Annotated in this window: 19 protein-coding genes; 4 read left to right on the forward strand and 15 right to left on the reverse strand. The window is 72.4% G+C overall.

All coding sequences use genetic code 11. The features are described 5' to 3' along the window. Positions 1-133: 133 nt before the first annotated feature. From MICNX66_RS11565 to MICNX66_RS11580, 4 genes are all read right to left on the reverse strand, one after another. Complete coding sequence (locus MICNX66_RS11565) at positions 134-1,936, reverse strand: thioredoxin domain-containing protein (protein WP_187662005.1); 1,803 nt, start codon at positions 1,934-1,936, stop codon at positions 134-136. Positions 1,937-2,009: 73 nt separating this feature from the next. Continuing rightward, positions 2,010-2,579, reverse strand: a complete 570-nt coding sequence (msuE, locus tag MICNX66_RS11570; protein WP_187662006.1) for an FMN reductase — start codon at positions 2,577-2,579, stop codon at positions 2,010-2,012. 165 nt (positions 2,580-2,744) lie between these two features. Further along, on the reverse strand, positions 2,745-3,581 hold the full coding sequence (locus MICNX66_RS11575; protein WP_187662007.1) for an aldo/keto reductase: 837 nt from the start codon (positions 3,579-3,581) through the stop codon (positions 2,745-2,747). Positions 3,582-3,636: 55 nt separating this feature from the next. Further along, on the reverse strand, positions 3,637-4,881 hold the full coding sequence (locus tag MICNX66_RS11580; RefSeq protein ID WP_232089057.1) for a heparan-alpha-glucosaminide N-acetyltransferase domain-containing protein: 1,245 nt from the start codon (positions 4,879-4,881) through the stop codon (positions 3,637-3,639). A gap of 66 nt (positions 4,882-4,947) precedes the next feature. Here MICNX66_RS11580 and hrpA point away from each other — a divergent pair, with 66 nt between their 5' ends. After that, positions 4,948-8,991, forward strand: coding sequence for an ATP-dependent RNA helicase HrpA (gene hrpA, locus MICNX66_RS11585; protein WP_187662009.1), 4,044 nt, complete (start codon positions 4,948-4,950; stop codon positions 8,989-8,991). A 23-nt stretch (positions 8,992-9,014) separates the two neighbouring features. Beyond that, on the forward strand, positions 9,015-9,959 hold the full coding sequence (locus MICNX66_RS11590) for a quinone oxidoreductase family protein (RefSeq protein ID WP_187662010.1): 945 nt from the start codon (positions 9,015-9,017) through the stop codon (positions 9,957-9,959). A 4-nt stretch (positions 9,960-9,963) separates the two neighbouring features. Here the strand turns inward: MICNX66_RS11590 and MICNX66_RS11595 are convergent, their stop codons facing one another. From MICNX66_RS11595 to MICNX66_RS11630, 8 genes are all read right to left on the reverse strand, one after another. After that, a complete protein-coding gene (locus MICNX66_RS11595; RefSeq protein ID WP_187662011.1) occupies positions 9,964-10,572 on the reverse strand; it encodes an alkylhydroperoxidase domain protein in 609 nt (202 codons plus the stop codon). Next, positions 10,569-11,222, reverse strand: coding sequence for a CMD domain protein (locus tag MICNX66_RS11600; protein ID WP_187662012.1), 654 nt, complete (start codon positions 11,220-11,222; stop codon positions 10,569-10,571). The genes MICNX66_RS11595 and MICNX66_RS11600 overlap by 4 nt, the downstream gene beginning before the upstream one ends. Next, positions 11,219-12,289 carry a putative FMN-dependent luciferase-like monooxygenase gene (locus tag MICNX66_RS11605; RefSeq protein WP_187662013.1) on the reverse strand — a complete coding sequence of 357 codons (1,071 nt, stop codon included), beginning with the start codon at positions 12,287-12,289 and terminating at the stop codon, positions 11,219-11,221. Before MICNX66_RS11605 ends, MICNX66_RS11600 begins: the two co-directional genes overlap by 4 nt. After that, positions 12,286-13,926, reverse strand: coding sequence for a dipeptide ABC transporter ATP-binding protein (locus MICNX66_RS11610; RefSeq protein WP_187662014.1), 1,641 nt, complete (start codon positions 13,924-13,926; stop codon positions 12,286-12,288). Before MICNX66_RS11610 ends, MICNX66_RS11605 begins: the two co-directional genes overlap by 4 nt. After that, positions 13,923-14,816, reverse strand: a complete 894-nt coding sequence (locus tag MICNX66_RS11615) for an ABC transporter permease (protein WP_187662015.1) — start codon at positions 14,814-14,816, stop codon at positions 13,923-13,925. Before MICNX66_RS11615 ends, MICNX66_RS11610 begins: the two co-directional genes overlap by 4 nt. After that, complete coding sequence (locus tag MICNX66_RS11620; RefSeq protein WP_187662016.1) at positions 14,813-15,793, reverse strand: ABC transporter permease; 981 nt, start codon at positions 15,791-15,793, stop codon at positions 14,813-14,815. Before MICNX66_RS11620 ends, MICNX66_RS11615 begins: the two co-directional genes overlap by 4 nt. A gap of 16 nt (positions 15,794-15,809) precedes the next feature. Further along, positions 15,810-17,444 (reverse strand): TIGR04028 family ABC transporter substrate-binding protein, encoded by a 1,635-nt coding sequence (locus MICNX66_RS11625; RefSeq protein ID WP_187662017.1) that lies wholly within the window; start codon positions 17,442-17,444, stop codon positions 15,810-15,812. A gap of 131 nt (positions 17,445-17,575) precedes the next feature. Next, positions 17,576-18,970, reverse strand: coding sequence for an NtaA/DmoA family FMN-dependent monooxygenase (locus tag MICNX66_RS11630; protein ID WP_187662018.1), 1,395 nt, complete (start codon positions 18,968-18,970; stop codon positions 17,576-17,578). A 103-nt stretch (positions 18,971-19,073) separates the two neighbouring features. Between MICNX66_RS11630 and MICNX66_RS11635 the strand changes: the two genes are divergently transcribed. Both MICNX66_RS11635 and MICNX66_RS11640 read left to right on the forward strand, forming a co-directional pair. Continuing rightward, a complete protein-coding gene (locus MICNX66_RS11635; protein ID WP_187662019.1) occupies positions 19,074-20,069 on the forward strand; it encodes a Gfo/Idh/MocA family protein in 996 nt (331 codons plus the stop codon). Continuing rightward, positions 20,062-21,042 carry an NYN domain-containing protein gene (locus tag MICNX66_RS11640; RefSeq protein ID WP_187662020.1) on the forward strand — a complete coding sequence of 327 codons (981 nt, stop codon included), beginning with the start codon at positions 20,062-20,064 and terminating at the stop codon, positions 21,040-21,042. Before MICNX66_RS11635 ends, MICNX66_RS11640 begins: the two co-directional genes overlap by 8 nt. Before the next feature lie 25 nt (positions 21,043-21,067). Here the strand turns inward: MICNX66_RS11640 and MICNX66_RS11645 are convergent, their stop codons facing one another. From MICNX66_RS11645 to MICNX66_RS11655, 3 genes are all read right to left on the reverse strand, one after another. Next, positions 21,068-22,075 (reverse strand): sugar phosphate isomerase/epimerase family protein, encoded by a 1,008-nt coding sequence (locus MICNX66_RS11645; RefSeq protein ID WP_187662021.1) that lies wholly within the window; start codon positions 22,073-22,075, stop codon positions 21,068-21,070. Positions 22,076-22,115: 40 nt separating this feature from the next. After that, a complete protein-coding gene (locus tag MICNX66_RS11650; RefSeq protein ID WP_187662022.1) occupies positions 22,116-22,967 on the reverse strand; it encodes a sugar phosphate isomerase/epimerase family protein in 852 nt (283 codons plus the stop codon). Positions 22,968-23,045: 78 nt separating this feature from the next. Then, positions 23,046-24,242 carry a substrate-binding domain-containing protein gene (locus tag MICNX66_RS11655; RefSeq protein WP_370428426.1) on the reverse strand — a complete coding sequence of 399 codons (1,197 nt, stop codon included), beginning with the start codon at positions 24,240-24,242 and terminating at the stop codon, positions 23,046-23,048. Between the last annotated feature and the right edge of the window lie 8 nt (positions 24,243-24,250).

Consider the following 24,250-nt stretch of genomic DNA (forward strand, 5'->3'; position numbering starts at 1 on the left):
GTCGCGTCACCCTAGAACGGATGGCAGGCGCTGGGCAAACCGTGCACTCGAAGCTGCGCATCGCGCGCAATCGAACGCCACCTGGGTGCCGCACGCTAGGCAGATTGCACACCCCTGCTCCGGGGAAGGGCGCTCACCGTGCGTGCGACACCGCGGCCGGATCGCTCACCGGCAGGCGGCACACGAAGGCGCGGCAGTCGTAGGCGCGCTCGGCTGTCGCCTCCTTGCCGTCGAACAGTTCGAAACCCGCGGTGGCGAACGCCGCGGCCTGCGCCGGGCTGACGACCACGATGACATCGGCATCGGCTCCGCGTGCCGCGGCGGCGAGCGCTCCCCCGGGGTCCTCCGTGACCACGACGAGCTGCCGCGGGGCTGCGGCGAGTCCGGCGGCGACCCGGAGCAGGCTGCCGTGCGCGAAGGGCTGGGCGAGCGCCCGGGAGGCGAGCGCCTCCACCCGCTCGGCCGCCGCCGCGCGGTACCGGTCGCCCGCTCCGAGCCGCCAGGCGGTGAGCGCGGCCTGCGCGACCGCCGCCGTGTCCGAGGGGAGGTCTCCGTCGGTGTGATCGGGCGAGGCGGCGATGCCCTGCGCGCGGAGCAGCGGGTCGTCTCCCCCGGCTCCGTCCAGCACCTCGTCGAGGAGGTCCCGTCCCGTGACCGCGGGAGCGACGTCGCCGGTCGCCGCCGCCAGGGCGAACAGGCCGTCGGCGAGGAGGGCGAGGTCGGCCGCAGTGGCCACCGCGGCGGAGGCCCGGCCGTCCAAGGACGCCCGCACGAGAGCGCCGTCGGCACCGCGATTGGTGCGGAGCACGGCGTCGGCGGCGTCCGCGGCGGCGGCGACCCACGCGTCCTCGCCGAGCGTCGCACCCGCCCTGGCGAGTGCCGCGACCGCGAGGCCGTTCCATCCCGTGATGACCTTGTCGTCCACCGCCGGCGGCTCCAGCGTGGCGCGCTCCGGGACCGGGCGGAGGTAGTAGCCGCCCTCGCTGCGGGCCCCGTCGATCCACGACTCGGAGTCCTGAGCGGCGCCGAAACCGCCGCCCTCCCGCCGCAGCGTGCCGAGCAGGAAGCGGGCGATTCCGCGGGCGGTCTCCTCGTCGCCGGTGTCGAGCGCGACCTCGAGAAGCTGGGCGTTGTCGGTCAGCATGCGCTCGTAGTGCGGCACCGTCCAGTCGCGCCGGGTCGCATAGCGGAAGAACCCGCCGTCGGCATCCCGCAGAGCAGAGCCCGCCATCGCCGTGAGCGCGCGCTCGGCTGCTGCCGTGGCCTCCGGCGCGGCCTCGCGGACGAGGGGCTGCTGCAGGAACCGCAGGGTCGTGGCCACCGGGAACTTGGGAGCTCCGCCGAAGCCGCCGAACTCGCTGTCCTCCCTGGCGGCGAGTCCGCGGGCGGCCTCGGCGAGCGCGGCGGTGTCCGGGAAGGTCGAGGGCGTGGCCTGCGCAGCCTCTGCGAGGGCTGCGGTCACCGCGTCCGCGGACTCCTCGGCCTGCGCGCGGCGCGTCGTCCAGGCCTCGCGCACGGCGGCCAGCACATCGCGGAACGCCGGCATCGGCGGTCGGGCCTCGGGCGGCCAGTACGTCCCCGCGTAGAACGCGCGACCGGCGGGGGTGGTGAACACCGTGAGCGGCCAGCCGAGGTTCTGCGTGAACGCGGACGCGGCGGCCATGTAGGCCCCGTCGACGTGCGGATGCTCCTCGCGATCGACCTTCACCGCGACGAATCCCTCGTTGATGCGGGCGGCGGTCTCGGGGTCGGCGAACGACTCGCGTGCCATCACATGACACCAGTGACAGGTGGAGTAGCCGATCGAGATCAGCATCGGCACGTCTCGGCGGCGGGCCTCCGCGAACGCCTCTTCCCCCCACGGGTACCAGTCGACGGGGTTGTCGGCGTGCGCCCGAAGGTACGGGCTGAGGGTGTCGGCGAGACGGTTCGTCATGTCCCCACGCTACGCCGGGGAGACAGGCTGCGGGTCGGCCGTCGATCGGCTCGCGGGGACCGGCAGCTCCGGGTCAGCCGACGAGCAGCTCCGCGGGGCGGGTCGCGGTGTAGCCGACGAGCGGGAGGGCTCGCTCGGCGGCCAAGGCGATGCGCGCGCGCAGCACGTCGGTGGCCACCTCGTAGCCGTCGAAGTCCGTGGTGCTCGCGTACACGCCGAGGGGCAGCGTGAGCGCCTGGAAGAAGGCGAAGAGCGGCCGGAGCTGGTGCTCGATCATGAGGGCGTGCCGCTCGCCGCCGCCGGTCGCGGCGAGGAGCACCGGCGTGCCGACGAGCGCGTACTGGTCCACGAAGTCGAACAGGTGCTTGAACAGCCCGGTGAACGAAGCGCGGTACACCGGGCTCCCCACGATGAGGAGGTCGGCGGTCTCGATCGCCTGCAGGTGCACCTCCACCTCCGGCGGGAGCTGGTCACGGGTGAGAGCACCCGCGAGCGACGGCCCGATCTGCGTGAGCTCGATCAGCTGCGCCTCGACGGGGGCACGCTCGGCGACCGCGGCGGTGATCGCTCGGAGGAGGGCGGTGGTCTTGCTCGGCTCGTGCAGGGAGCCCGAGACGGCGACGACGCGGAGCGGAGCTGTCATGCGCTCGACGGTACCCACGCGGACGCCCCGTGTCGCGCGAAGCGACACGGGGCGTCATGTGGAACGGAGACGAGCCGCGGTCCGCGGGCTCGGGAGCAGGGCTCCGGTCAGTGCGGGCTCGGTGACGGCGTCAGTGCCGAGCCCGCGGCCGGTATGAGGGCGGGATCAGTTGACCTCGTCCGGGTGCGAGCCGACGCGGCCGGACCCGTCGAGCGGGTCGAGGGCGTCGATCGCGGCGATCTCGGCGTCGGTCAGCTCGAAGCCGAACACGTCGAGGTTCTCCCGCAGGCGCTCCGGGCGCACCGACTTCGGGAACACGATGATGCCCTTCTGCAGGTGCCAGCGGAGGACGGCCTGCGCGGGCGTCACGCCGTGGGCGGCGGCCGCATCGGCGACCGCCGGAGTGCCGAAGAGGTCGTACTTGCCCTGGCCGAGCGGACCCCACGCCTCGATGCGCACGCCGTTGGCCTCGGCCCAGGCGACCTCCTCGCGGCGCTGATACGCCGGGTGCAGCTCGATCTGGTTCACGGCCGGGACGACGCCGGTCTCCTTCACCGTGCGCTCCAGGTGCGGGACGAGGAAGTTCGAGACGCCGATGCTACGGGTCAGGCCCGCGTCGCGCAGTTCGATGAGCTTCGCGAACGCGTGGACGTAGTCGTCCTTCGCCGGAGTGGGCCAGTGCACGAGGTACAGGTCGACCTGCTCCAGGCCGAGCTTCTCGAGGCTCTCGCCGATGGCGGCGCGGGGCTCGTCGTCGTGATGACGGTCGTTCCACAGCTTCGTGGTGACGAAGAGCTGCTCGCGCGGGATGCCGGAGGACGCGATGGCAGCGCCCACGCCCTCCTCGTTGCCGTAGATCGCGGCGGTGTCGATGTGGCGGTACCCGATCTCGAGGGCCTCGCTCACCGCCTTCTCGGTCTCTGCCGGCGGCACCTTGAAGACGCCGTAGCCCAGCTGGGGGATGGAGTTGCCGTCGTTCAGTTCGAGTGCAGGAATGGTCATCCCCCCAGCCTAGGACCTGTGATGACAGGCCTGCCCGTGCGGATGACGAAAAGCGTCAGCGCCGAGGGACCGCGGCCATCGCGGCGGCCCCCTTACCGACGAGGCGCTCCAGGGGACCGCGTCCGACGAACATCGCCCACAGCGTCGTCACCACCAGGAGTGCCACGGCTGTGAGCCCCCAGAACGAGTTGTCCGCGATGAAGCCGCCAGGGCCCGCGACGAGGACGACGGAGACGACGTGCAGGCTGTATGCCGTGAGTGGCATGGACCCCAGAGCGCCGAGCGGCAGCAGCAGCCAGCGCAGCGGGCGGCTCAGGAGCAGGCACAGCGCGATCACCGCGAGGGCGAACCCGCCGGAGCCCAGGATCTCCGCAGTGCCGCCGCTGTGCGGATCGACGGCGAAGACGGCGCGGACCACGGAACCGAGCGGATCGCTCACGGCGAGAGCCTCGGGGTAGCTCTCCCAACCGGACGGCGGCATCACGTCGTCCGGGATGAACGACGACAGACTCTCGGCGGGAAGACTGTCCAGGCTCTCGCTGGGAAGGCTGTCCAGGCTCCCGCTGCCGGAGTCCTCGCTCGTCGAGGAGACGATCGATTCCGTCCCGCCCAGCCCCGCGCCCGCGCCGAGGGCGCCCAGGCCGTAGCCGATCGCGGCGAGGACCACGCCGACGACGAGGGCGACGACGGCTGTGCGCACCTCCTGCACGCGGAGCCGGCCCAGGGCCATACCGCCCAGCACGAGAGCCAGCCACACGGTGATCGGATAGGTGCCGTAGAGCACGAACCCGATGCCCGCGCCGAACGGCTGCAGCGCCACCGCGCTGATCAGGGCGAGCAGCGCCGGACCGGCGAGCGCGAGGACCGCGGCGCCGAGGAGCAGCTGCCGGGGCCGCCACCGCAGCACGGGGATGACCGCGACGTAGAGCAGCCCGTAGAGCGTCAGGATCACGGCGATCGGGGTGTTGAGGAGCTCCAGCGCCAGGCCGATCACGAAGATCACGGCGCCGCGGCCGACGAGATTCAGGCGGATGCCGGGGAGACGCTCCCGCTCCGGCAGCACGTCGCGCCCCGTCATGAGCGCGATGGAGACGCCGGCGAGCAGCGCGAAGAGGATCGATGAACGACCGTGCACGAGGTCCGTCCACGTGGTGGGGTCGCCCCAGTCGAAAGCGTCGGTCGTGCCGACGTGGGCGCCGGCCATTCCCAGGATCGCCAGCCCCCGTGCGACATCGAGGCCGAGGATGCGCGGCGGCCGACCGAACTCGCGGAACCAGCGCACGGGGCGCAGAGCAGTCATCACCCGATGATCGTATGCGGCGATCGCGGCGGCTCCGGTGTGCATCCCGGCATACGATGGAGGGCTATGTCCTCCCCCGTGCTCTCCTACCCCCCGGAGCTGCCCGTCAGCGCCGCCAGGGACGAGATCGCCGACGCCATCCGGGACCACCAGGTCGTCATCGTCGCCGGCGCGACCGGATCGGGGAAGACCACGCAGCTGCCGAAGATCGCGCTGGAACTGGGCCGCGAGCGCATCGCCCACACCCAGCCCCGGCGGCTGGCCGCCCGCACGATCGCCGAGCGCGTGGCCGAGGAGCTGCGGGTCGAGCTCGGCACGCTCGTCGGCTACAAGGTGCGCTTCACCGACAAGGTCTCCGACGAGACGCGCATCGCCCTGATGACCGACGGGATCCTCCTCAACGAGATCCACCGCGACCGCCTGCTGACGCGCTACGACACGATCATCATCGACGAGGCGCACGAACGGTCCCTCAACGTCGACTTCCTGCTCGGCTACCTCGCCCGCATCCTCCCGCAGCGCCCGGACCTGAAGGTGATCATCACCTCCGCCACGATCGATCCGGAGAGCTTCGCGCGGCACTTCGCCGCGGCCGACGGCACCCCCGCTCCGGTCATCGAGGTGTCGGGGCGCACCTATCCCGTCGAGATCCGCTATCGCCCGCTCGTCGACGAGGACGCGGAGCAGGACGCCGGCGAGCCGGAGGACGAGGTGAGCGCGATCGTCACGGCGCTCCGCGAGCTCGACCGGGAGGCCCCGGGCGACGTGCTCGTGTTCCTGCCCGGCGAAGCGGAGATCCGGGACGCGGCTGACGCGGTGCGCGCCGCCTACGCCAAGGACCGTTCTCCCACCGAGGTCCTCCCCCTGTTCGGCCGGCTCTCCGCCGCGGAGCAGCACCGGGTGTTCGAGCGCAGCACCGTGGCCGGCGTCCGTCGCCGCGTGGTGCTCGCGACGAACGTGGCCGAGACGAGCCTCACGGTGCCCGGCATCAAGTACGTCATCGACACCGGCACGGCCCGCATCTCCCGGTACAGCAACCGCTCGAAGGTGCAGCGGCTCCCCATCGAGGCCATCTCGCAGGCCTCGGCGAACCAGCGCTCCGGTCGCGCCGGCCGCACGAGCGACGGCATCGCCATCCGCCTGTACTCGGAAGAGGACTACGCGCGGCGCCCCGAGTTCACCGAGCCCGAGATCCTGCGCACCTCGCTCGCCTCCGTCATCCTGCAGATGCTCGCGCTCGGCTTCGGCGACATCACCGCGTTCCCCTTCCTCACCCCGCCCGACTCCCGGGGCGTGAAGGCGGCGTTCGACCTGCTCACCGAGCTCGGCGCCCTTCGACAGGCTCAGGGACCGGACGACGGCCCCCGGCTCACCCGCATCGGGCGGGACATCGCCCGGATGCCGATGGACCCCCGGTTCGCGCGGATGCTCATCGAGGCCGGCCCTTCGACAAGCTCAGGGACCCAGCGGGGGTCAGGCCCTTCGACAGGCTCAGGGACCCAGCGGGGGTCAGGCCCTTCGACAGGCTCAGGGACCCAGCGGGGTGCAGGCCCTTCGACGGGCTCAGGGACCCAGGGGGCGGTGCTGCGGGACGTGCTCGCGATCGTCGCGGGGCTGTCCATCCAGGACGTGCGGGAGCGACCGGAGGAGCGGCGCGAGGAGGCCGACCGGCTGCACGCGCGCTTCGTGGACCCGACGAGCGACTTCCTCACCCTCCTGAACCTCTGGAACCACCTGCGCGAACAGCAGCGGGAGCTCGGCTCCAGCGCGTTCCGGCGCCTGTGCCGCAGCGAGCACCTCAACTACGTGCGGGTCCGCGAGTGGTTCGACGTGCATCGGCAGCTGCGCACGCTCGTCAAGAGCCCGGACCGCGGGGCGGAGCCGGGCGGCGCGGCCGATCCGGATGCCATCCACCGCGCGCTGCTGTCCGGCCTGCTGTCGCAGATCGGCGTCCTCGACGAGCGCACCGCCCCCGCGGGGAAGGCCCACTCTCCCGCGAAGGACGCCCGCCGCCGGATCACGGAGTACCGGGGCGCGCGGGGTATCCGGTTCTCGATCTTCCCGGGGTCGGGGCTGCGCAAGAAGAGCCCCCGGGCGGTCATGGCGGCCGAGATCGTGGAGACCTCCCGCACCTTCGCCCGCACCGTCGCCGCCATCGACCCCGCCTGGGCCGAGCCCCTCGCCGGCGACCTCGCGAAGCGTCAGGTCACCGAGCCGCACTGGTCCAAGGACGCCGGAGCCGCGGTGGCGTTCGAGAAGGTCACGCTGTTCGGGGTCGAGATCATCCCGCGCCGGCGCGTACAGTTCGCCCGCATCGACCGGGCCGCCTCGCGCGAGCTCTTCGTCCGTCATGCTCTCGTCGAGGGCGAGTGGGACCCGTCCCGGATCGACAAGCGGGTCAGCGCGTTCTGGCGCAGCAACGCCGAGCTCCGCCGCCGCCTGGAGAAGCTCGAGGAGCGTGAGCGGCGCCGCGACATCCTGGCCGGCGACGAGGCCGTCTTCCGGTTCTACGACGAGCGCATCCCCGCCGAGGTGTTCGACGTGCGGTCGTTCGAGAAGTGGTGGCGCGAGGCGCTGACGACGACGCCGAAGCTGCTCGTGATGCGCGAGAGCGACCTCATCGACGACGAGGACCGCGCCGACCAGCGCGAGTTCCCGACCCGGTGGACGCAGGGCGACCAGGTGCTCGGCCTCGCGTACCGGTTCGAGCCGGGTGCCCCCGATGACGGCGTGAGCGTCGTGCTGCCGCTGCCGCTGCTCGCCCAGATCGAGGATCGCGGCTTCGACTGGCAGGTGCCGGGGCTCCGCGCCGAGCTCGTCACCGGACTGCTGCGCGCGCTGCCCAAGGCCATCCGCCGCCACGTCGTCCCCGCCGCCGACTGGGCGGAGAAGTTCGGGGCGGCGCTGGCCGACGAGGGTCCGGAGGTGCACGGCGGCCTCCCCCCGCGCACCCTCAAGGAAGCGCTCGCGCGGCTCGTGCAGCCGCTCGCGAACCAGGTGGTGACGGCCGCGGACTTCGATGACGAGCGGGTGCCGGCGCACCTGCGCATGAACTTCCGCGCCGTGGACGAGCGGGGACGGGTGGTCGGGTCAGGGCGTGATCTCCGGGCGCTGCAGGCCGAGCTCTCCGACCGCGCGCGCAGCAGCGTCGCCCGCTCCATCGCCCGACCCGGGCGTGCGGAGGCACCGGGGCCGCGCGGGGCGGAGCGCGTGGCCGCCGCTCCGGTCGAGCAGACCGGGCTGACGGCGTGGACGTTCGGCGACCTCCCGGCGGTCATCGACACGAAGGTCGCGGGCGGCGTCGTCCGCGGGTATCCGGCGATCGTCGATGCCGGCAAGAGCGTGTCGGTGCGGGTCGAGGCGACCCCGGACGCCGCGGCCGCCGCCACGCGCGACGGCGTGCTCCGTCTCGTGCTGCTCGCGGTGCCCTCGCCGTCCTCGTACGTGCAGCAGCACCTCACCAGCCAGGAGAAGCTCGCCCTCGCCGCCTCGCCCTATCCGTCGGCGGCCGCGCTCATCGAGGACTGCCGAGCCGCCGTCGCCCGTCGCGTGATCGACGCGTCGACCGGCGCCGACGGCCAGGACCGTGGCGTCGTGCGCACCGAGGCCGAGTTCGCCCGGGTCCGCGACGCCGTGTCCGCCGTGCTCGTCGACGAGCTCTTCGCCTGCGTCTCCCTCGTCGCCCGCATCCTCACGAAGGCGCGGGAGGTGGAGCGCGGCATCAAGTCCCAGAACTCGCTGGCGCTGCTCGGCCCGCTGAACGACATCCGCACCCAGCTCTCCGGACTGCTGCACCCCGGCTTCGTCGCGGCGGCGGGTGTCGACCGGCTCACCCATTTCCCCCGGTACCTCGACGGCATGATCGACCGGTTGAAGACCTTGGCGAACGAGCCGGGCAAGGACCGCGCACGGATGACGGAGTTCGAGCGGATGGCGGTGCTGTTCGCGGACGCCGGCGGCACGATCCCCCTCGCGCCCGACGCTCCCCCCGCGATCGTCGAGGTGCGCTGGCTGCTGGAGGAGTACCGGGTCAGCGTCTTCGCCCAGCGTCTCGGCACCGCGCAGCCGGTGTCGCCGCAGCGGATCACCAAGGCGCTCGCAGGGAAGTGACCCCCGCCGGGTAGCCTGAGGGCATGGCCCGCGCGATCGTCTACACCGAGTTCGGATCCCCCGCTGTCCTCCACCTGATGGAGGTGCCTGACCCCGTGCCCGTCCGCGGCGAGGTGCTGGTGCGCATCGAGGCGGCCGGTGCCAACCCCATCGACGCGAAGCTCCGTGGCGGCAAGCGCCCGTCTGCGCCGATCACCGAACCGCGTCCGGTCGGATTCGACGGTGCCGGGGTGATCGAGGTGCTGGGCGAGGGCGTCGACGGGTTCGAGGTCGGCGACCGCGTCGCGATCCGCGACACGCTCGGGACCTACGCCTCCGCCCTCGCGGTCGAGGTCGACAAGCTCGTGAAGCTCCCGGACGCCGTCACCGCGGCCGAGGGTGCGGCGATCGGCATCCCGGCCGGCACCGCCTACCAGTCCCTCCGCTCGCTCGCCGTGACGGCCGACGACGTGCTCCTCGTGCACGCAGGATCCGGCTCGGTCGGCCAGGCCGCCGTGCAGTTCGCGGTCGCCTGGGGCGCGACGGTGATCGCCACCGCGAGCCCCGCCCGGCACGACCAGCTCCGCGAGCTCGGCGCGATCCCCGTGGCCTACGGCGACGGCCTGCTCGACCGCGTCCGCGCGGCGGCCCCCTCCCCCGTGACCGTCGTCCTGGACTGTGCGGGCACCGACGAGGCCATCGAGACCTCCCTCGCCCTGGTCGCGGACCGCGACCGCATCGCGACCATCGTCCGCGGTCCCGACGCCGCCGACTTCGGCATCCGGGCGTTCTCCGGCGGGTCCCCCGAGCCGCTCACGCCGCAGGAGCTGGAGTGGCGCGCCGAGGCGCTGCAGAAGACCGTGGACCTCCTGGCCGCGGGCGACTTCACCATCGAGCTCGGCCCGGAGCTGCCCCTCGCCGAGGCGGCACGGGCCCATGAACTCATGGAGACCGGCGCCGCCTCGGGGAAGATCATCCTCGTCCCCTGAGAGATCAGGCGGGAGCGACAGGGCGGCCGAGCGAGAGCATCAGCCGGTTCGCCCAGTTGAAGAAGGCCGCGCCGTGCACGACGTCCGCGATCTCCAGGTCGTCCAGTCCGGCCGCACGGAGGCGCGCGATGTGCGCGGGACCGAACGCGCGAGGCGTGTCGGTCAGCGCGACCGCTGCCGCGACGATCGCGTTCCAGCGCTCCCCGAGATCCGCGTCCACGCCCTCGGCGAGCAGCGCGTCGACGTCCTTCGGCCGCTTGCTGTGGTGCGCCGCGAACCGGGAGTGCACGGAGGCGCAGAACACGCAGCCGTTGCGGCGCGAGGCGGCGGTGGCCGCCAGCTCCCGTTCCGCCCGTGGGAGGCCCTCCGCGGTGTTGTAGAAAACGTCCTTGTCGACGAGGGTGCGTGCGCGGAGCACCTCGGGGTCGCGCGCGAGCAGCCGGAAGTACTCGTTCTTCGCGCGGGCGGCGTCGACGAGGCCGTCGAGGTGTCGCGGGGTGAGATCCTCCTCCGCCAGGGGCGCGAGGTGGGGTGTCCAGCCGACCTCGGCGCGCGTGAAGGCGTGCGGATAGGGGGCGGCGTCGTGGCGGAGCACGGTGTCGGCGGCGGTCATGCGGCCTCCTCGTCGGTGTCGGTGTCGGTGTCGGTGGCGGTCGCGGTCGCTGTGTCGGCGGCGGTGCGTCCGGCCTCCTGAAGCACGCGGAGGCCGGTGACGACCCGCTGCTGGAAGGCGAGGAAGGACACGAGCTGCGACAGCGTCACGATGCCGTCCGTCGACCAGCCGGCGTCGTGCAGGCTGCCGAGGTCGGCGCCGGATGCCTCGCGGGGACGGAACACCAGCAGGTGCGTGTGCGCGAGAGCGGTCGCGAGACGTTCCCCCAAGGCCGCCGATGCCGCTTCGTCCGGGAGGTAGCGCGTGCCGTCGGTGCTCTCCGCCTCCAGCCCGCGTTCGGTGTAGGCGCCGAACGGTCCCGTGGTCGCGGCGGCCTCGGCCTCTCGGGCGACGATCGCGGCGCGCTCCGGGTCGATCTCGCGGGCCCGCCCGGCGTAGAACACCGCCGTGGGGTCGTCGGCACCAGCGAGCGCGGTCGCGAATGCCGCGATGAGCGCGCGCTCTGCGAGAGACACATGCTCCGCGGATACCGGGTGGAAGAGCGCGTCGAAGCTCGCCTGGAGCTGCTCCCTGGTCACGGGACGGCGCCGACGCAGCGCATCCAACTCCGGCGTCACCCCCGTCAGCTGGTCGACGATGTCGGCGGTCATGCGTTCTCCTTCACGGTGGGGGTGTTCTCGGGCGCGTGGGTGGTCTCGGGATCCGGCGGCGTGAGCGCGTAGCCGAGGGCCGGGGCGACCTCCGTCGCGAACAGCTCGATCGAGCGCAGGACGTGGGCGTGCGGCGCGTCGACCGAGTGCACCTGGAACGCCACCTCGGTCGCGCGGTGCAACGTGGTGTCGGCGGCGAGCGAGGCGGCGACCTCCTCCGGGGTGCCGAGGTGCGTGTCGAGAGCGGCGATGAGGTCGTCGATGCCGTCGCCGGGGATCGTCTGGCCCTGCCGCCGGAAGCCCTCGGCCGCCCGCCGTAGACCGACCTCGGCGAACTGGAGCGCCTCGACGCGGTCGTCCGCCACGAACACGGTGCGGGAGGCGGTGATCCGCGGAGTCGCGCCGGCGGGCAGCGCGTCGAGGTACGCGTCGATGATCGGGTCCTGCAGGGCGGACAGCGGCGCGTGCAGCCGGTCGTGGGGGCGGGGCTGCGTGCGCGACAGCAGCAGTCCGTGACCGTGGACGCCTGCTCGATGACCGCCGGGTGCCGAGAACGTCGCCTGCCAGATCCGCGCGGCCAGCGACCCCGCGTCCGGATACAGCGTGTTCCCCGCACCGACGTCGCGGGCCTGGAGAGCGTCGAGCAGCACGCCCAGCTTGCGCTCGTAGGTGGGCCCCTTGTCGCGCACGTCCTCCCCGAAGGGCGCGAAGGACGACGGGGTGCCGCCGCTGCCGAGCCCGAGGTCGATCCGCCCGTCCGCGAGCAGGTCGGCCACCACGGCGTCCTCGGCCACCCGGACCGGGTCTTCGAGGGGAAGGGTGATGATCCCGGTGCCGAGCCGGATCCCCGAGGTGCGTGCCGCGGCATGGGCGAGGAAGACGAGCGGCGAGGGCAGCCCGCCTTCCGCCGCCCGGAAATGATGCTGTGCCACCCAGGCCCTCCCCACGCCGTGCCGTTCGGCGTGCTGGATCTGCGCCAGGGCGAGGCGGTAGCGGTCGTCCGGGGATGCGTCGTCGAGGAGCCGGGTGAAGAATGCGACGGTGGGGCGAGGGGTGGGGGCGCTCATGCGAGGATCTCCGTTCGGCCGGGGACCGCGGCCAGCAGCTCCCGGGTGTTCTGGTGCTGCGGGTCGTGGAACAGCTCTTCGGTCGGTCCCTCCTCCACCACGCGCCCGCGGTGCATGACGGAGACGGTGTGGCTGATGCGGCGCACCACCGCGAGGTCGTGCGAGATGAAGAGGTAGGTGAGTCCGAGCTCGGCCTGGAGCGCGGAGAGCAGTTCGAGGATGCGCGCCTGCACCGTCACGTCGAGCGCCGACACCGCCTCGTCGAGCACGAGGATCTCGGGGTCGACGGCGAGCGCCCGAGCGATCGCGACCCGCTGCCGCTGCCCGCCGGAGAGCTCGCTCGGCGTGCGACGGGCCGCATCCGCCGGCAGCGCCACACGCTCGAGCAGGGCGACCGCACGTTCCCGACGCTCGGACCGGCCGCCGATGCGGAAGTTGTGCAGCGGCTCGGCCACGATGTCGGCGATCTGCTGCCGTGGATCCAGGGAGGCGAAGGGGTTCTGGTACACGAGCTGGATCCGTCGGCGCAGCGCACGCAGTCGCGCCCCCTCGACGGCCGTCGCGTCCTCCCCCGCGAGCTCCACGGTCCCGGCGTCCGGACGGAGGAAGCGCGTGACCAGGCGCGCTGTCGTGGACTTGCCCGATCCGGACTCGCCGACCAGCGCATGGGTCGTCCCGCGCCGCACCCGGAAGGAGACGTCGTCGACCGCCCGGAAGCGCTCACGACCCGCGACCCGGAACTCCTTGACGAGGCCGGCAGCCACGATCTCGTAGGGCTTCTCGGCGGCCACCGCCGCGGCATCCCGGAGGAACGGCGGCGCGTCCGGACGCCGGAAGCCGGTAATGAAGGCGGGCGCGTCCGCGAGCAGCTGCCTCGTGTACGGGTCTTCCGGCTCCGCGAGCACCTGCGCACTCGGCCCCTGCTCCACGATCCGGCCGTCTTCCAGCACCGCGATCCGCGCCGCCCGGTCCGCGGCGACGCCGAGGTCGTGCGTCACGAGCAGGATGCTCGTGCCGTCCTCGCGCTGCAGCTCGTCCAGCAGATCCAGCACCCGGCGCTGCACCGTGGCGTCGAGGGCGCTGGTGGGCTCGTCCGCGATGAGCAGCCGAGGGCGGAGGGCGATCGCGGCCGCGATGAGGACCCGCTGCCGCATCCCGCCGGAGAGCTCGTGCGGATACTGTCGCGCGCGCAGATCGGGGTCGTCCAGCCCGACGCGGTCGAGCAGCTCGAGCACGCGGGCGTTCCGGGAAGGACGGTCGCGATGCCCGTGCAGACGCAGCACCTCGGCGACCTGCACGCCGACGGGGCGCACCGGGTCGAGCGAGGTCGTCGGATCCTGCGGGACCAGCCCGATCTCCGAGCCGCGGATGCCGCGGAACGCCCGATCCGACCATCCGGAGATGTCGAGGTCCCCGAGCCGGACGCGCCCGCCCTCGACCCGTCCGCCCTCCGGCAGCAGGCCGAGGAGGGCGTGCGCCGTGGTGGACTTGCCGGAGCCCGACTCGCCGACGAGGGCGAGGGTCTCCCCCTCCGCGATGGCGAAGGAGAGGCCGTGCACGACCTCGCGGCCGGCGTACGAGACCCGCAGGTCCGTCGCGGCGAGGACGGGGGTTGCTGAGGACGGGGGCGCGGTCATCGCGAGCTCCTTCCGAGCCGATGGCTGATGCGGTTGGCGCTGAGCACGACGGCGACCACCACGAGGCCGGGGAGCGCCGTGAGCCACCAGGCGGTCGCGATGTAGTTGCGCCCCTCGGCGATCAGCAGGCCCCACTCGGGGGTGGGCGGCGGGGCGCCGTAGCCGAGGAAGCCGAGGGTGGAGATGGCGAGGATGGCCGTGCCGAACTGCAGCGCGGCGAGCGCGATGATCGGGGTGAGGGCGTTCGGGAGCACATGCCGGCGCAGCACGGCGACGAAGGTGCCGCCGCTGCCGTACGCCGCCTCGACGTACTCGGTGCGGCGCACCCGCGCCACCTCGGCGCGCATGAGCCGGGCGAAGGCGGCGACGCTGCCGAGTCCCACGGCGATCGCCGCGTTCACCGTTCCGAAGCCGAGCAGGATGATGACGGAGAGCGACAGCAGCAGCCCGGGGATGGCCAGCAGCACGTCGACGATCCGCATCAGCACGTCGTCCACGACACCGCCGGTCGCGCCGGCGACGGCTCCGAGGAGCGTGCCGAGCGCGAGGCCTACCGTCACGGCGATGAGCGCACCCGACAGGGAGTGCACCGCGCCATGCACGACCCGGCCGAAGAGGTCGCGGCCGAGGGCGTCGGTCCCGAACCAGTGCGCGGCGCTCGGCGGCAGGAGCTTGTCGGCGGGCACGCCGGTCAGCGGATCGCCCGGCGCGAAGACCCCCGGGATCACCGCCCACAGCACCGCCACGACGACGACAGCGAACGCGAGGTACAGCCCCCAGGCGCGCGACCGCCGTCGCGGAAGGGATGCGGAGACGGGCGCCGGGGCGGACGGCGCGGGCGGGGCACTCGACGTCTCGACCGACGTCTCGACGATGACGGGAGCGGTCATGCGGGCACCTCCTGGGCGGCGGGACGGACGGGGCGCGACCGGGCGGCGCGGGCCGCCCGCCGCTGCCGCGGGTCGATCAGGGGCGTGGCGAGGTCGACGGCGAAGCTGATCACCACGAACCCCAGGGCCGACAGGAGCACCACTCCCTGCAGCACCGGGATGTCCTGGTTCGCGACGGCCTGCTCCGTGAGGCGTCCGATGCCGGTGCGGCCGAAGACGGTCTCGGTGACCACCGCTCCTCCGACGAGCTCTCCGAACAGCACCCCCGCGATGGTGAGGGTCGGGACGGCGGCGTTGCGCGCGACCGACCGCGTGAGCACCCATGCCGGCGGCGCGCCCTTCGCCCGCACCACGGTCACGAACGGCTGCGCCTGCACGCGGTCGATGGACCGGACCAGCACCTGGGCGAGCGGCGCCGAGATCGGCACGGCGAGCGTGAGGACGGGAAGGATCAGGCCGCTGATCGGATCGGCCCCCACGATCGGCACCCATCCGAGCCCGAACGAGAACACCTGGATGAGCAGGATCCCGAGCCAGAACACAGGGACCGCCACGAACAGTCCCGGCACCTGCCGCAGACCGTCCCGCAGCCAGGCGAAGGGCGCGAGCGAGGAGAGCGCGGCGATGAGGACCGCGATGAGGACGGCGACCACCAGTCCGAGCGCCGCGAGCAGCAGAGTGGCCGGCAGCGCCTCGGCGAGCATCGTCCGGACCGGGGTGCCGTACTGGGTCGAGTAGCCGAAGTCGCCGGCGAGGAAGCCGAGCCCCGCGTGCAGGTACTGCTCCCCCCACGGCACGTCGGCGCCGTAGGTCGCGCGGATGTCGTCGAGCTGCTCCGGCGAGAGCCCCAGGCTCGGGTCGGAGAACTTGATGAGGATGGCGTCTCCCGGCAGCAGCTGCAGCAGGAAGAACGTGGCCGTGAAGGCCGCGATCAGCACGATCGCGGCCTGCCCGGCCCGTCGGAGGACGAAGGTCATGGGGTCACCGTGGTCCTCAGTGCTCCGCGAGCCACACGCCGGAGAACGTGGGGCGGCCGACCGACTCGAACGCGACGCCGTGCACGTACGTCGCCGCACCGTAGACCTGCGGCTCCTCGAAGAGCGGGATCACGTACGCCTGCTCCGCGATGTAGTCCTGCACGGCCTGGGAGGCGGCCACCCGCTTCTCGGCATCCGGCTCGGAGGCGACGGCGAGGAGCAGCTCGTCGAGCGTCGCGTCCTGCGAGATCAGCACGTCGCGGTTCTTCGTGAAGTACTGGCTCTTGATCACGTCGAGATCCGCACGGCCGACCATCGAGTGGTAGAACCCCGTCTTCAGGGGATCACGCGTGTCCTCCGCGTAGCTGCCCGCGTCGCCGGGCTTGACGGTGAGCTCCACACCGACCGCCGCGAGCTGCTGCGCCACGAGCTCCAGGGTCTGCTTCGACAGCGGCTGCGGCTTGGCCTCGTAGACCGTGATGGACAACCGCTCGCCGTCCTTCTCGCGAATGCCGTCGGCGCCGGGCTTCCAGCCCGCCTCGTCGAGCAGCGCCTCCGCCTTCTCCGGGTCGTGGGCGTAGTGCGCGGACTCGTCCTTGTATCCCGCCGCCTGGGAGGACAGCACCGACGTGGCCACCGGGTAGTTCTCGGTGAACAGGGTGTCGACGACCTCCTGCGCGTCGACCGCGGCGATGATCGCCTGACGCACGCGGATGTCGGACAGCAGCGGGTTCTCCGGGCGGAGGGCGATCGAGTTGTTCACGCCGCGGGTCTGCGGCGCGTACAGCGTGAAGCCGGCCCCCTCCACGCGGTCCTCGTCGAACGCCTGGACGTAGCGGACGTAGTCGGCTTGGCCCGCGAGCAGCGACCCGATGCGGACGGAGTCCTCGGGGGTCACCAGCACGTGCACGGCGTCGAGGTAGGGACGACCGTCGTTCTCGGCGCTGTCCGGGCCCCAGTCGTAGTCGTCGCGGGCGATGAGGGTGTACTCGGTGCCGAGCTTCTCGTCGGTGACGGTGAAGGGTCCGGAGCCGATGATCTCCTCCGCGTTGCCGGCGCCGAAATCCTCGATCGTGCCGTCCAGCGTCTCCGGGGACAGCAGCCCCGAGTTGATGGTCGACGTCGCCTGCAGGAACCCCGGCGACGGCGCGCTGAAGCGGAACGTCACGGTGTCCTCGTCCACCACCTCGCTGCCGGCGTAGTTGTTGATGGCCTCGGAGACGGTGAGACCGCGTTCGGCGTCCCCGAGGCCGTAGGTGTCGAAGTTCTTCGCGACGGCGGCGGCGTCCACGGGCGTGCCGTCCGAGAACGTCACGTCCGGGTTGAGGTCGAAGGTGTACTCCGTGGCGTCGTCGTTCACGGTCCACTCCGCGGCGATCCACGGCTCGATCTCGAGCGTCTCCGGATTCTGCCAGGTGAGCCGGGCGGCGATGTTGTTGACGATGCCGCCGTTCGGGTAGAAGCCGGCCTGCGGCGGGTACAGGTTCGTGTAGGCCTGGTGCTCGAGGTAGGTCAGGGTGCCGCCGGAGACCGGGTCCCCCGCGTCGGCCGGAGTGTTCCCCGGGGCGGGCGAGGTGGCGCAGGCGGCGAGGCTGCCGGCCAGGACGAGCGGGACCGCGACGGCGGCGGTGCGGATGAGGCGGCGGTTCATGCGGGGGACTCCTCGGATTCGGAAGACAGGGTCTCGGGTGCGGAGGGGGTGCAGGTGGTGTTCACGGTAGGAAGCGGCAGGGCACGGGGGCGAGGCGGCGGACTCCGGGTGTCGCGAGACGACACCCGTGGTCACGCGCCGACACGCGACGTCACACGGAGGCGGTCGCGCAGCGTCTCCCGCCGGCCGTCCTGGCCGGCCTCCTCCGCCGCGCGGAGCAGGCCACGGCGGCGGAGCTCGGGGGCCGCGAGGCGGGTGAAGGCCTCGAACTGCGCGGGTTGGAATGCCGAGAGGACGTTGAAGCCGTCGGCGGCGCCCACGTCGCGCCAGCTCTCGAAGTGGTCGGCGATCGTGCCGGCATCGCCGACCACGAAGGCCGCGGGGACGGCGTGCGCGGCGACGAGATGCCGCCAGGTCACTGCCGCCTCCGCCCCGACCGCGAGTCCGGCGATCCGCGCGAGTCGCTCGACGAGCGCGGCACCCCGCTCCCCCAGCCGGAGCGCCTCGGCGGCCGTCACCGGGGCGTCGAAGGCGGCGGCACGCAGCGGGTCGTCGGCGGCCACCTCCAGTGCGTCGGCGAGGGAATCCACCGTGCGGTTCGGCGGGAACGCGACGCGATCGGGCTGCACCCCCTCAGCGAGCGGCACGAGCTCCAGCAGCCGCCGGACGATCCGGTGCGCCCCGGCGTCCGAGTCCGCGACGACGGGCAGCACCGGGGCGATGACCTTCAGCTCCTCCGCCGGGCGCCCCGCGTCCGCGGCGATGTCCTTCAGCAGCCGCCGCGTGGTCACGGCATCGGCGAGTGTGGGCGCGGCGATGAGCGCGAGATCGGCGGCGGTCGCGGCGAGCGCCCGCGACCGCGGCGAGGTCCCCGCGTGCACGATCGGGATGCGCCCCTGCGGCGGACGCGCGACATTGAGCGGACCGGCGACCCGCACATGTGCGCCCGTGACCTCGGCCGCGCGCAGCCCCTCGGGGTCGATGAGCACGCCGCGCTCGGCGTCCGCGATCCAGGCGTCCTCGTCCCACGAGTCCCAGAGCCGGCGCAGAGCGACGACGAACTCCTCGGCCCGGTCGTAGCGGGTCTCGGTGTCGGCGTGGGCGTCACGGCCGTGGTTGCCCGCGGCACGCGGCTCGGCGCCGGTGACGAGGTTGATCCCCGCCCGGCCGTGGGTGAGGACGTCGAGGGAGGCCAGCGCCCGCGCCGTGGCGTACGGATCGGCATAGGTGGTGTTGACCGTCGCGATGAGACCGATCCGCGAGGTCACCCCGGCGAGGAACAGCACCGCGCTCAGCGGGTCGATGCGGGCGAGCAGGTAGGGGTCGCGGAACTCCAGGTCGGGTCCGGTCGCCAGCCAGTCGCCGAAGAAGAGGTAGTCCAGACCCGCGTCCTCCCCCTCCCGCGCGATGCGGCGCAGGATGTCCGCGTCCTCCGCGGGGTCGCGGTGGGCTCCGGGATACCGCCAGCCGGAGGGGTAGGCGCCGAGGGTGCGCACCATGGCGCCGATCACGAGGGGTTCCGTCATGCCGACACGGTAGGAGCGCCGCCTCCACGCCGGCCACGGGGAGGAAGCCGGAGGTCACCGGATGTCACAGACGGTCACACGCGCCACCCTCTACGCTGAGAGGATGACTGGACTTCGTTGGGGAATCCTCGCGACCGGCGGCATCGCCGGCGCCTTCGCATCCGATCTGCGCACGGCCGGCCTCGACCTCGTCGCCGTGGGCTCACGCTCGCAGGAGTCGGCCGATGCCTTCGCGGCGCGCTTCGACATCGCGCACGCGCATCCGTCATACGAGGCGCTGGTCTCCGATCCCGACGTCGACATCATCTACGTCTCCACCCCGCACCCGATGCACCACGAGAACGCCCGGCTCGCCCTGGAGCACGGGAAGCACGTCCTCGTCGAGAAGGCGTTCACGCTCGACCACGCCCAGGCCGCGGACCTCCAGCGGCTCGCCGCCGAGCGCGGGCTGCTCGTCATGGAGGCGATGTGGACCCGGTACCTGCCGCACATGGTCCGCATCCGCGAGCTCCTCGCCGACGGCGCCCTGGGTGAGATCCGCACCGTGAGCGCCGACCACACGCAGCAGCTGCCCACCGACCCCGCCCACCGTCTCAACGCCCTCGAACTGGGCGGCGGGGCGCTGCTCGACCTGGGGATCTACCCGATCTCCTTCGTCTGGGATGTCCTCGGCGCACCGACCACCATCCGCGCGGTGGGGCGTCTGGTCGAGACCGGAGCCGATTCCGAGGTCGCCACCCTCATGGTCCACGAGAGCGGGGCGATCTCCACGACGCTCTCCTCCTCGCGCGGCGCCGGCCCCAACGCCGCGAGCATCGTCGGCACCGAAGCCCGCATCGACATCGACCGGGTCTGGTACGCCCCTACCTCGTTCCGTCTCGTGCTGCCGGACGGCACGGTGCAGGAGGAGTACGTCTCGTCCGTCGAGGGTCGCGGCATGCAGTACCAGGCGTTCGCGGCCGAGCGCCTCGTCCGCGACGGTCTCCTCGAGGGCGACGTCCTCCCCATCGCGGAGAGCGTCGCCATCATGGGCGCCCTGGACGAGATCCGCGCGCAGATCGGCGTGCGCTACCCCGGCGAGGAGGACGACCGTGGCTGAGACGACCGACGCCCGCGTGGCGGTGTACCTGGACTTCGACAACATCGTCATCTCCTGGTACGACCGGGTCCACGGCCGGAACTCCTACGGCAAGGACCGCCAGCGCATCACGGAGCACCCGAACGACCCCGAGGTCGCCGAGCGGCTGAGCCGGGCGATGATCGAGGTCGGCGCCATCATCGACTACGCGGCGTCCTTCGGCACCCTCGTGCTGACCAGGGCGTACGCGGACTGGTCGTCGCCGGTCAACGCCGAGTACCGGTCGCAGCTCGTGGCGCGCGCGGTGGATCTCGTCCAGCTCTTCCCCGCCGCGGCGTACGCCAAGAACGGCGCGGACATCCGGTTGGCGGTCGATGCGGTCGAGGACATGTTCCGTCTTCCGGACCTGACCCATGTGGTCATCGTGGCCGGCGACAGCGACTACGTGCCGCTCGCCCAGCGCTGCAAGCGCCTCGGCCGGTACGTGATCGGGGTGGGCGTGGCCGGGTCGACGGCGAAGTCGCTCGCCGCGGCCTGCGACGAGTTCGAGTCGTACGACTCGCTTCCGGGCGTGGCGCGTCCGGCGAAGGCGGCACAGCCCGCGGTCGCTCCGGTGGTCGAGGCCCCGGCGGAGCCGTCCGCCCCGGCCGCCGCGGACGCGGGTACCCCGAAGCCCAAGACCGCGTCGAAGTCCCGGGCGAAAGCCAAGGCCAAGGCCACTGCCGAGGAGCCCAAGGTCGAGGAGAAGATCGACGACCAGGGCGAGGCCACGCGGCTCCTGGAGCGCGCCCTGCGCCTCGGCCACGACAAGGCGGATGCCGACGAGTGGTTGCACAGTTCCGCGGTCAAGACGCACATGCGCCGCATGGACCCGTCCTTCAGCGAGAAGGCCCTCGGCTACCGGTCCTTCTCCGACTTCCTCAAGTCGCGCGACGACATCGCCGAGCTCGAGGAGACCGGGCACGAGCGCCTGGTCCGCCTGCGGGAGCCCTGAGCACGGCCGGTCGCCTGCCGTCCCGTCACTGGTGGCGGAACGCGGCGTCGAAGGCGGCCGCGGGCTGCGGCCACAGCAGGGAGCGCACGAAACCGAGCGCCTCGGGGGCGCCGTGCAGGCGGTCCATGCCGGCGTCCTCCCACTCGATCGAGATCGGGCCGTCGTACCCGATCGCATCGAGCGCGCGGAACGCGTCCTCCCAGGGCACGTCGCCGTGGCCGGTGGAGACGAAGTCCCAGCCGCGCCGGGGGTCGCCCCACGGCAGGTGCGAGCCGAGCACCCCGGCACGGCCGTTCCTCGGTCGCAGGCGGGTGTCCTTGCAGTCGACGTGGTAGATCCGGTCGGCGAAGTCGACGATGAAGCCGACGGGATCGATGTTCTGCCACATCATGTGCGAGGGGTCCCAGTTGAAGCCGAACGCGTCGCGGTGGTCGATCGCGTCGAGGGCGCGGACGCTCGACCAGTAGTCGTACGCGATCTCCCCGGGATGCACCTCGTGGGCGAAGCGCACGCCCTCGCCGTCGAACACGTCGAGGATCGGATTCCATCGGTCGGCGAAGTCCTGGAACCCCTGGGCGATCACCGTCTCCGGCACCGGCGGGAACATCGCGACATAAGGCCAGATCGACGACCCGGTGAAGCCGACGACGGTGTCGACGCCGAGCTTCCTGGCCACCCTGGCCGCACGCGTCATGTCCTCCGCCGCCCGCTGCCGCACACCCTCGGCCGCGCCGTCGCCCCAGACGTACGGGCGCAGGATGCCCTGGTGCCGGAAGTCGATCGGGTCGTCGCACACCGCCTGCCCGGCGAGGTGGTTGGAGATCGCGAACACCCGCAGTCCGTGCCGGTCGAGGATCTCGCGGCGGGAGGCGACGTAGGCATCGTCCTCATCGGCCCGGCGGAGGTCGAGGTGGTCGCCGGACGCGGCGATCTCCAGCCCGTCGTAGCCCCACTGCGCGGCGAGGCGGGCCACCTCCTCGAACGGCAGGTCGGCCCACTGGCCGGTGAACAGGGTGACCGGGTGACTGCTCATGGATACTCCTTCGTATCGCGGGTGCTCGTATCTCGGGGGTTCAGGCGCCGAGGGCGCGCAGGTGGGCGATGCTGCGGGCGGCGAGATCGTCCTGGCTGGCCGCGAGCGGTCGCCACACCGAGGCCGCGACCGCGATCGTCGCGTTCTCGCCCGTGAAGCTCTCCAGCCCCAGCACGCCGCGGTAGCCGGCGTCGTCGAGCGCGCGGAGCATCTCCGGCCAGTCGGTGTGGTCGTCGCCCACGGCACCGCGGTCGCTGCCGCACACCTGCACGTGCGCGATGGCGGCGCCCGCCGCCCGGACCGCGTCGGCGGGACGCTTCTCCTCGATGTTGAGGTGGTAAGTGTCGAGGGCCAGCCCCACCCCGGCACCGAGCAGCGGCGCCAGCGCATCGAGGCTCTGCGCCACGGTGTTCAGCACGCTGGTCTCGTAGCGGTTGAGCGGCTCGACGGCCAGCGTCACGCCGATCGCGGCGGCCTCGCGAGCGAGGGGGGCGAGGTTGTCCCTGAGCTCGCCGACGACCTCCGCCCGCTGCGTCTCGTCCATGCGCCAGGTGACGCCGGTCGGGGCGTAGAACGGCCCGGCGACGACCGCGGCCCCGAGGACGGCCGCGGCGTCCAGGCAGGCGCGGAGGTAGTCCTGCGTGGCGGCGACGTCTCCGGCGCGCGCGAGCAGCGAGCGCCCGGGTCCCATCGCCCCGACCACGACCGCGCCCATGCCGAGGCCGTCCAGCACGGCCCGGGCCCGGAGCGGGTCCCAGTCACCGATGCTCTCCAGCGGCAGCTCCAGGGCGTCGTAGCCCATCCGGGCGGCCGTGCGGGCGAGCGGCTCCAGGGTGTCGTCCGTCAGCGGAGACGTCCAGACCCAGGTGTTGACGGCGATCGTGCGGGGCATCGTTGTCCTTCTGATCGTGCGGGTGCTCCCACCCTCCCACTCGCCTCAGGCGGAGCGGAAGGGCGGGAGCACACGGGGTCACGGGATCTGGCGCTCCTGCCAGACCGTCGGGTAGCCGGGAAGGTCCTCTCCGCCGAACTTGGCGTAGTGGCCGTCGGGCATGCCGTCGTTCGCCGTGAGGTAGTCGTCCAGCTCGGCCTCGGTGATCGGCTTCTGCGGGAGCACCCACTCCTTCGGCACCTCTTCGCCCGCGAAGATCATCTGCGCCGCGAGCAGCGGGGTGCGCCACTGGAAGTTCGAGTACACCGGAGCGAGGCCGGTGAGGCCCGTGTCCTTCCACTTGCGCAGGAAGCTCATCTCGTCCTCGCCGGTCATCACCGGGTAGTCGGCCCCGGCATCCTCGAAGGCCTCGATGGCGGCGACGGCACCGTCACCGGCGTCCATCCAGATGCCCTGCACATCGCCCTTGGCGAGCTCGTCGCTGATGATGCTCTTGATCTCGGCGGGGTCCGCTCCGGTGAAGTGGTCCACGGCCTCGATCCCGGCCTCCTCGAACAGCTTCTCGGCTCCGGCCCAGCGGTGCTCCAGCACGTCGACACCGGGGAGGATCCGGAGAGCCACGACCTTGTCGCCCTCTTCGAGGTTGTCGATGAGGAACTCCGCGGTGTCAATGCCCCAGGCGAAGCCGCCGATCGGGTGGATGAACGTGACAGGGCAGTCGGTGTTCACGCCGCGGTCGAACACGACCACCGGCTTGCCCGTCTCGCACGCCCGCTCGACCGCGGGGGTCATCGCCGCCGTGCTGTTCGGGGAGATGAGGAAGACGTCGCACTCGCCTTCGGAGATGAAGTAGTCGATGTCGGCGATCTGGGTGTCGTCGGAGTCCTGCGCGTCGCGGGTCTCCATCTCGCTGATCGCGCCCGACTCCTGCAGCACCTTCAGCTGCTCGTTCATCGTGATCCAGCCCGTCTGCCGCCACGGGTTCGAGATCGAGGCGTTCGCGAAGCAGGCCTTCTTGGCGCCGGTGCTGGCGAACTCCGACGTGTCGACCATCTCGGCGTTGATGTGCTGCAGGTAGGGCTGGTCGGCGGGGCCCTGGGGGTCGACGCCGCGCTCCTCGTCCTGCTTGTCGAAGAGCTCCTGGTCGAACCACTCGGTGGTCTCGGCCGACTCCTCGGGGTTCTCCGACTCCGCCGGCGCCACGGACGGGTCGGTCGTGCACCCGGCGAGCGCGATGAGGCCGAAGAGGGCCACCCCTGCGGTGGCGATCTTCATCGATCGTC

Source organism: Microbacterium sp. Nx66, from assembly GCF_904066215.1.
Lineage (GTDB): Bacteria > Actinomycetota > Actinomycetes > Actinomycetales > Microbacteriaceae > Microbacterium > Microbacterium meiriae.

Bases quoted from the DNA above. Each gene is read 5' to 3' on its own strand.
- MICNX66_RS11655 (WP_370428426.1), bottom strand. From the start codon at position 24,242: ATGAAGATCGCCACCGCAGGGGTGGCCCTCTTCGGCCTCATCGCGCTC.
- MICNX66_RS11645 (WP_187662021.1), bottom strand. From the start codon at position 22,075: ATGAGCAGTCACCCGGTCACCCTGTTCACCGGCCAGTGGGCCGACCTG.
- MICNX66_RS11615 (WP_187662015.1), bottom strand. From the start codon at position 14,816: ATGACCGCTCCCGTCATCGTCGAGACGTCGGTCGAGACGTCGAGTGCC.
- MICNX66_RS11620 (WP_187662016.1), bottom strand. From the start codon at position 15,793: ATGACCTTCGTCCTCCGACGGGCCGGGCAGGCCGCGATCGTGCTGATC.
- MICNX66_RS11650 (WP_187662022.1), bottom strand. From the start codon at position 22,967: ATGCCCCGCACGATCGCCGTCAACACCTGGGTCTGGACGTCTCCGCTG.
- MICNX66_RS11630 (WP_187662018.1), bottom strand. From the start codon at position 18,970: ATGACGGAACCCCTCGTGATCGGCGCCATGGTGCGCACCCTCGGCGCC.
- MICNX66_RS11605 (WP_187662013.1), bottom strand. From the start codon at position 12,289: ATGAGCGCCCCCACCCCTCGCCCCACCGTCGCATTCTTCACCCGGCTC.
- MICNX66_RS11565 (WP_187662005.1), bottom strand. From the start codon at position 1,936: ATGACGAACCGTCTCGCCGACACCCTCAGCCCGTACCTTCGGGCGCAC.
- MICNX66_RS11610 (WP_187662014.1), bottom strand. From the start codon at position 13,926: ATGACCGCGCCCCCGTCCTCAGCAACCCCCGTCCTCGCCGCGACGGAC.
- MICNX66_RS11595 (WP_187662011.1), bottom strand. From the start codon at position 10,572: ATGACCGCCGCCGACACCGTGCTCCGCCACGACGCCGCCCCCTATCCG.
- msuE (WP_187662006.1), bottom strand. From the start codon at position 2,579: ATGACAGCTCCGCTCCGCGTCGTCGCCGTCTCGGGCTCCCTGCACGAG.
- hrpA (WP_187662009.1), top strand. From the start codon at position 4,948: ATGTCCTCCCCCGTGCTCTCCTACCCCCCGGAGCTGCCCGTCAGCGCC.
- MICNX66_RS11590 (WP_187662010.1), top strand. From the start codon at position 9,015: ATGGCCCGCGCGATCGTCTACACCGAGTTCGGATCCCCCGCTGTCCTC.
- MICNX66_RS11580 (WP_232089057.1), bottom strand. From the start codon at position 4,881: ATGACTGCTCTGCGCCCCGTGCGCTGGTTCCGCGAGTTCGGTCGGCCG.
- MICNX66_RS11600 (WP_187662012.1), bottom strand. From the start codon at position 11,222: ATGACCGCCGACATCGTCGACCAGCTGACGGGGGTGACGCCGGAGTTG.
- MICNX66_RS11575 (WP_187662007.1), bottom strand. From the start codon at position 3,581: ATGACCATTCCTGCACTCGAACTGAACGACGGCAACTCCATCCCCCAG.
- MICNX66_RS11625 (WP_187662017.1), bottom strand. From the start codon at position 17,444: ATGAACCGCCGCCTCATCCGCACCGCCGCCGTCGCGGTCCCGCTCGTC.
- MICNX66_RS11635 (WP_187662019.1), top strand. From the start codon at position 19,074: ATGACTGGACTTCGTTGGGGAATCCTCGCGACCGGCGGCATCGCCGGC.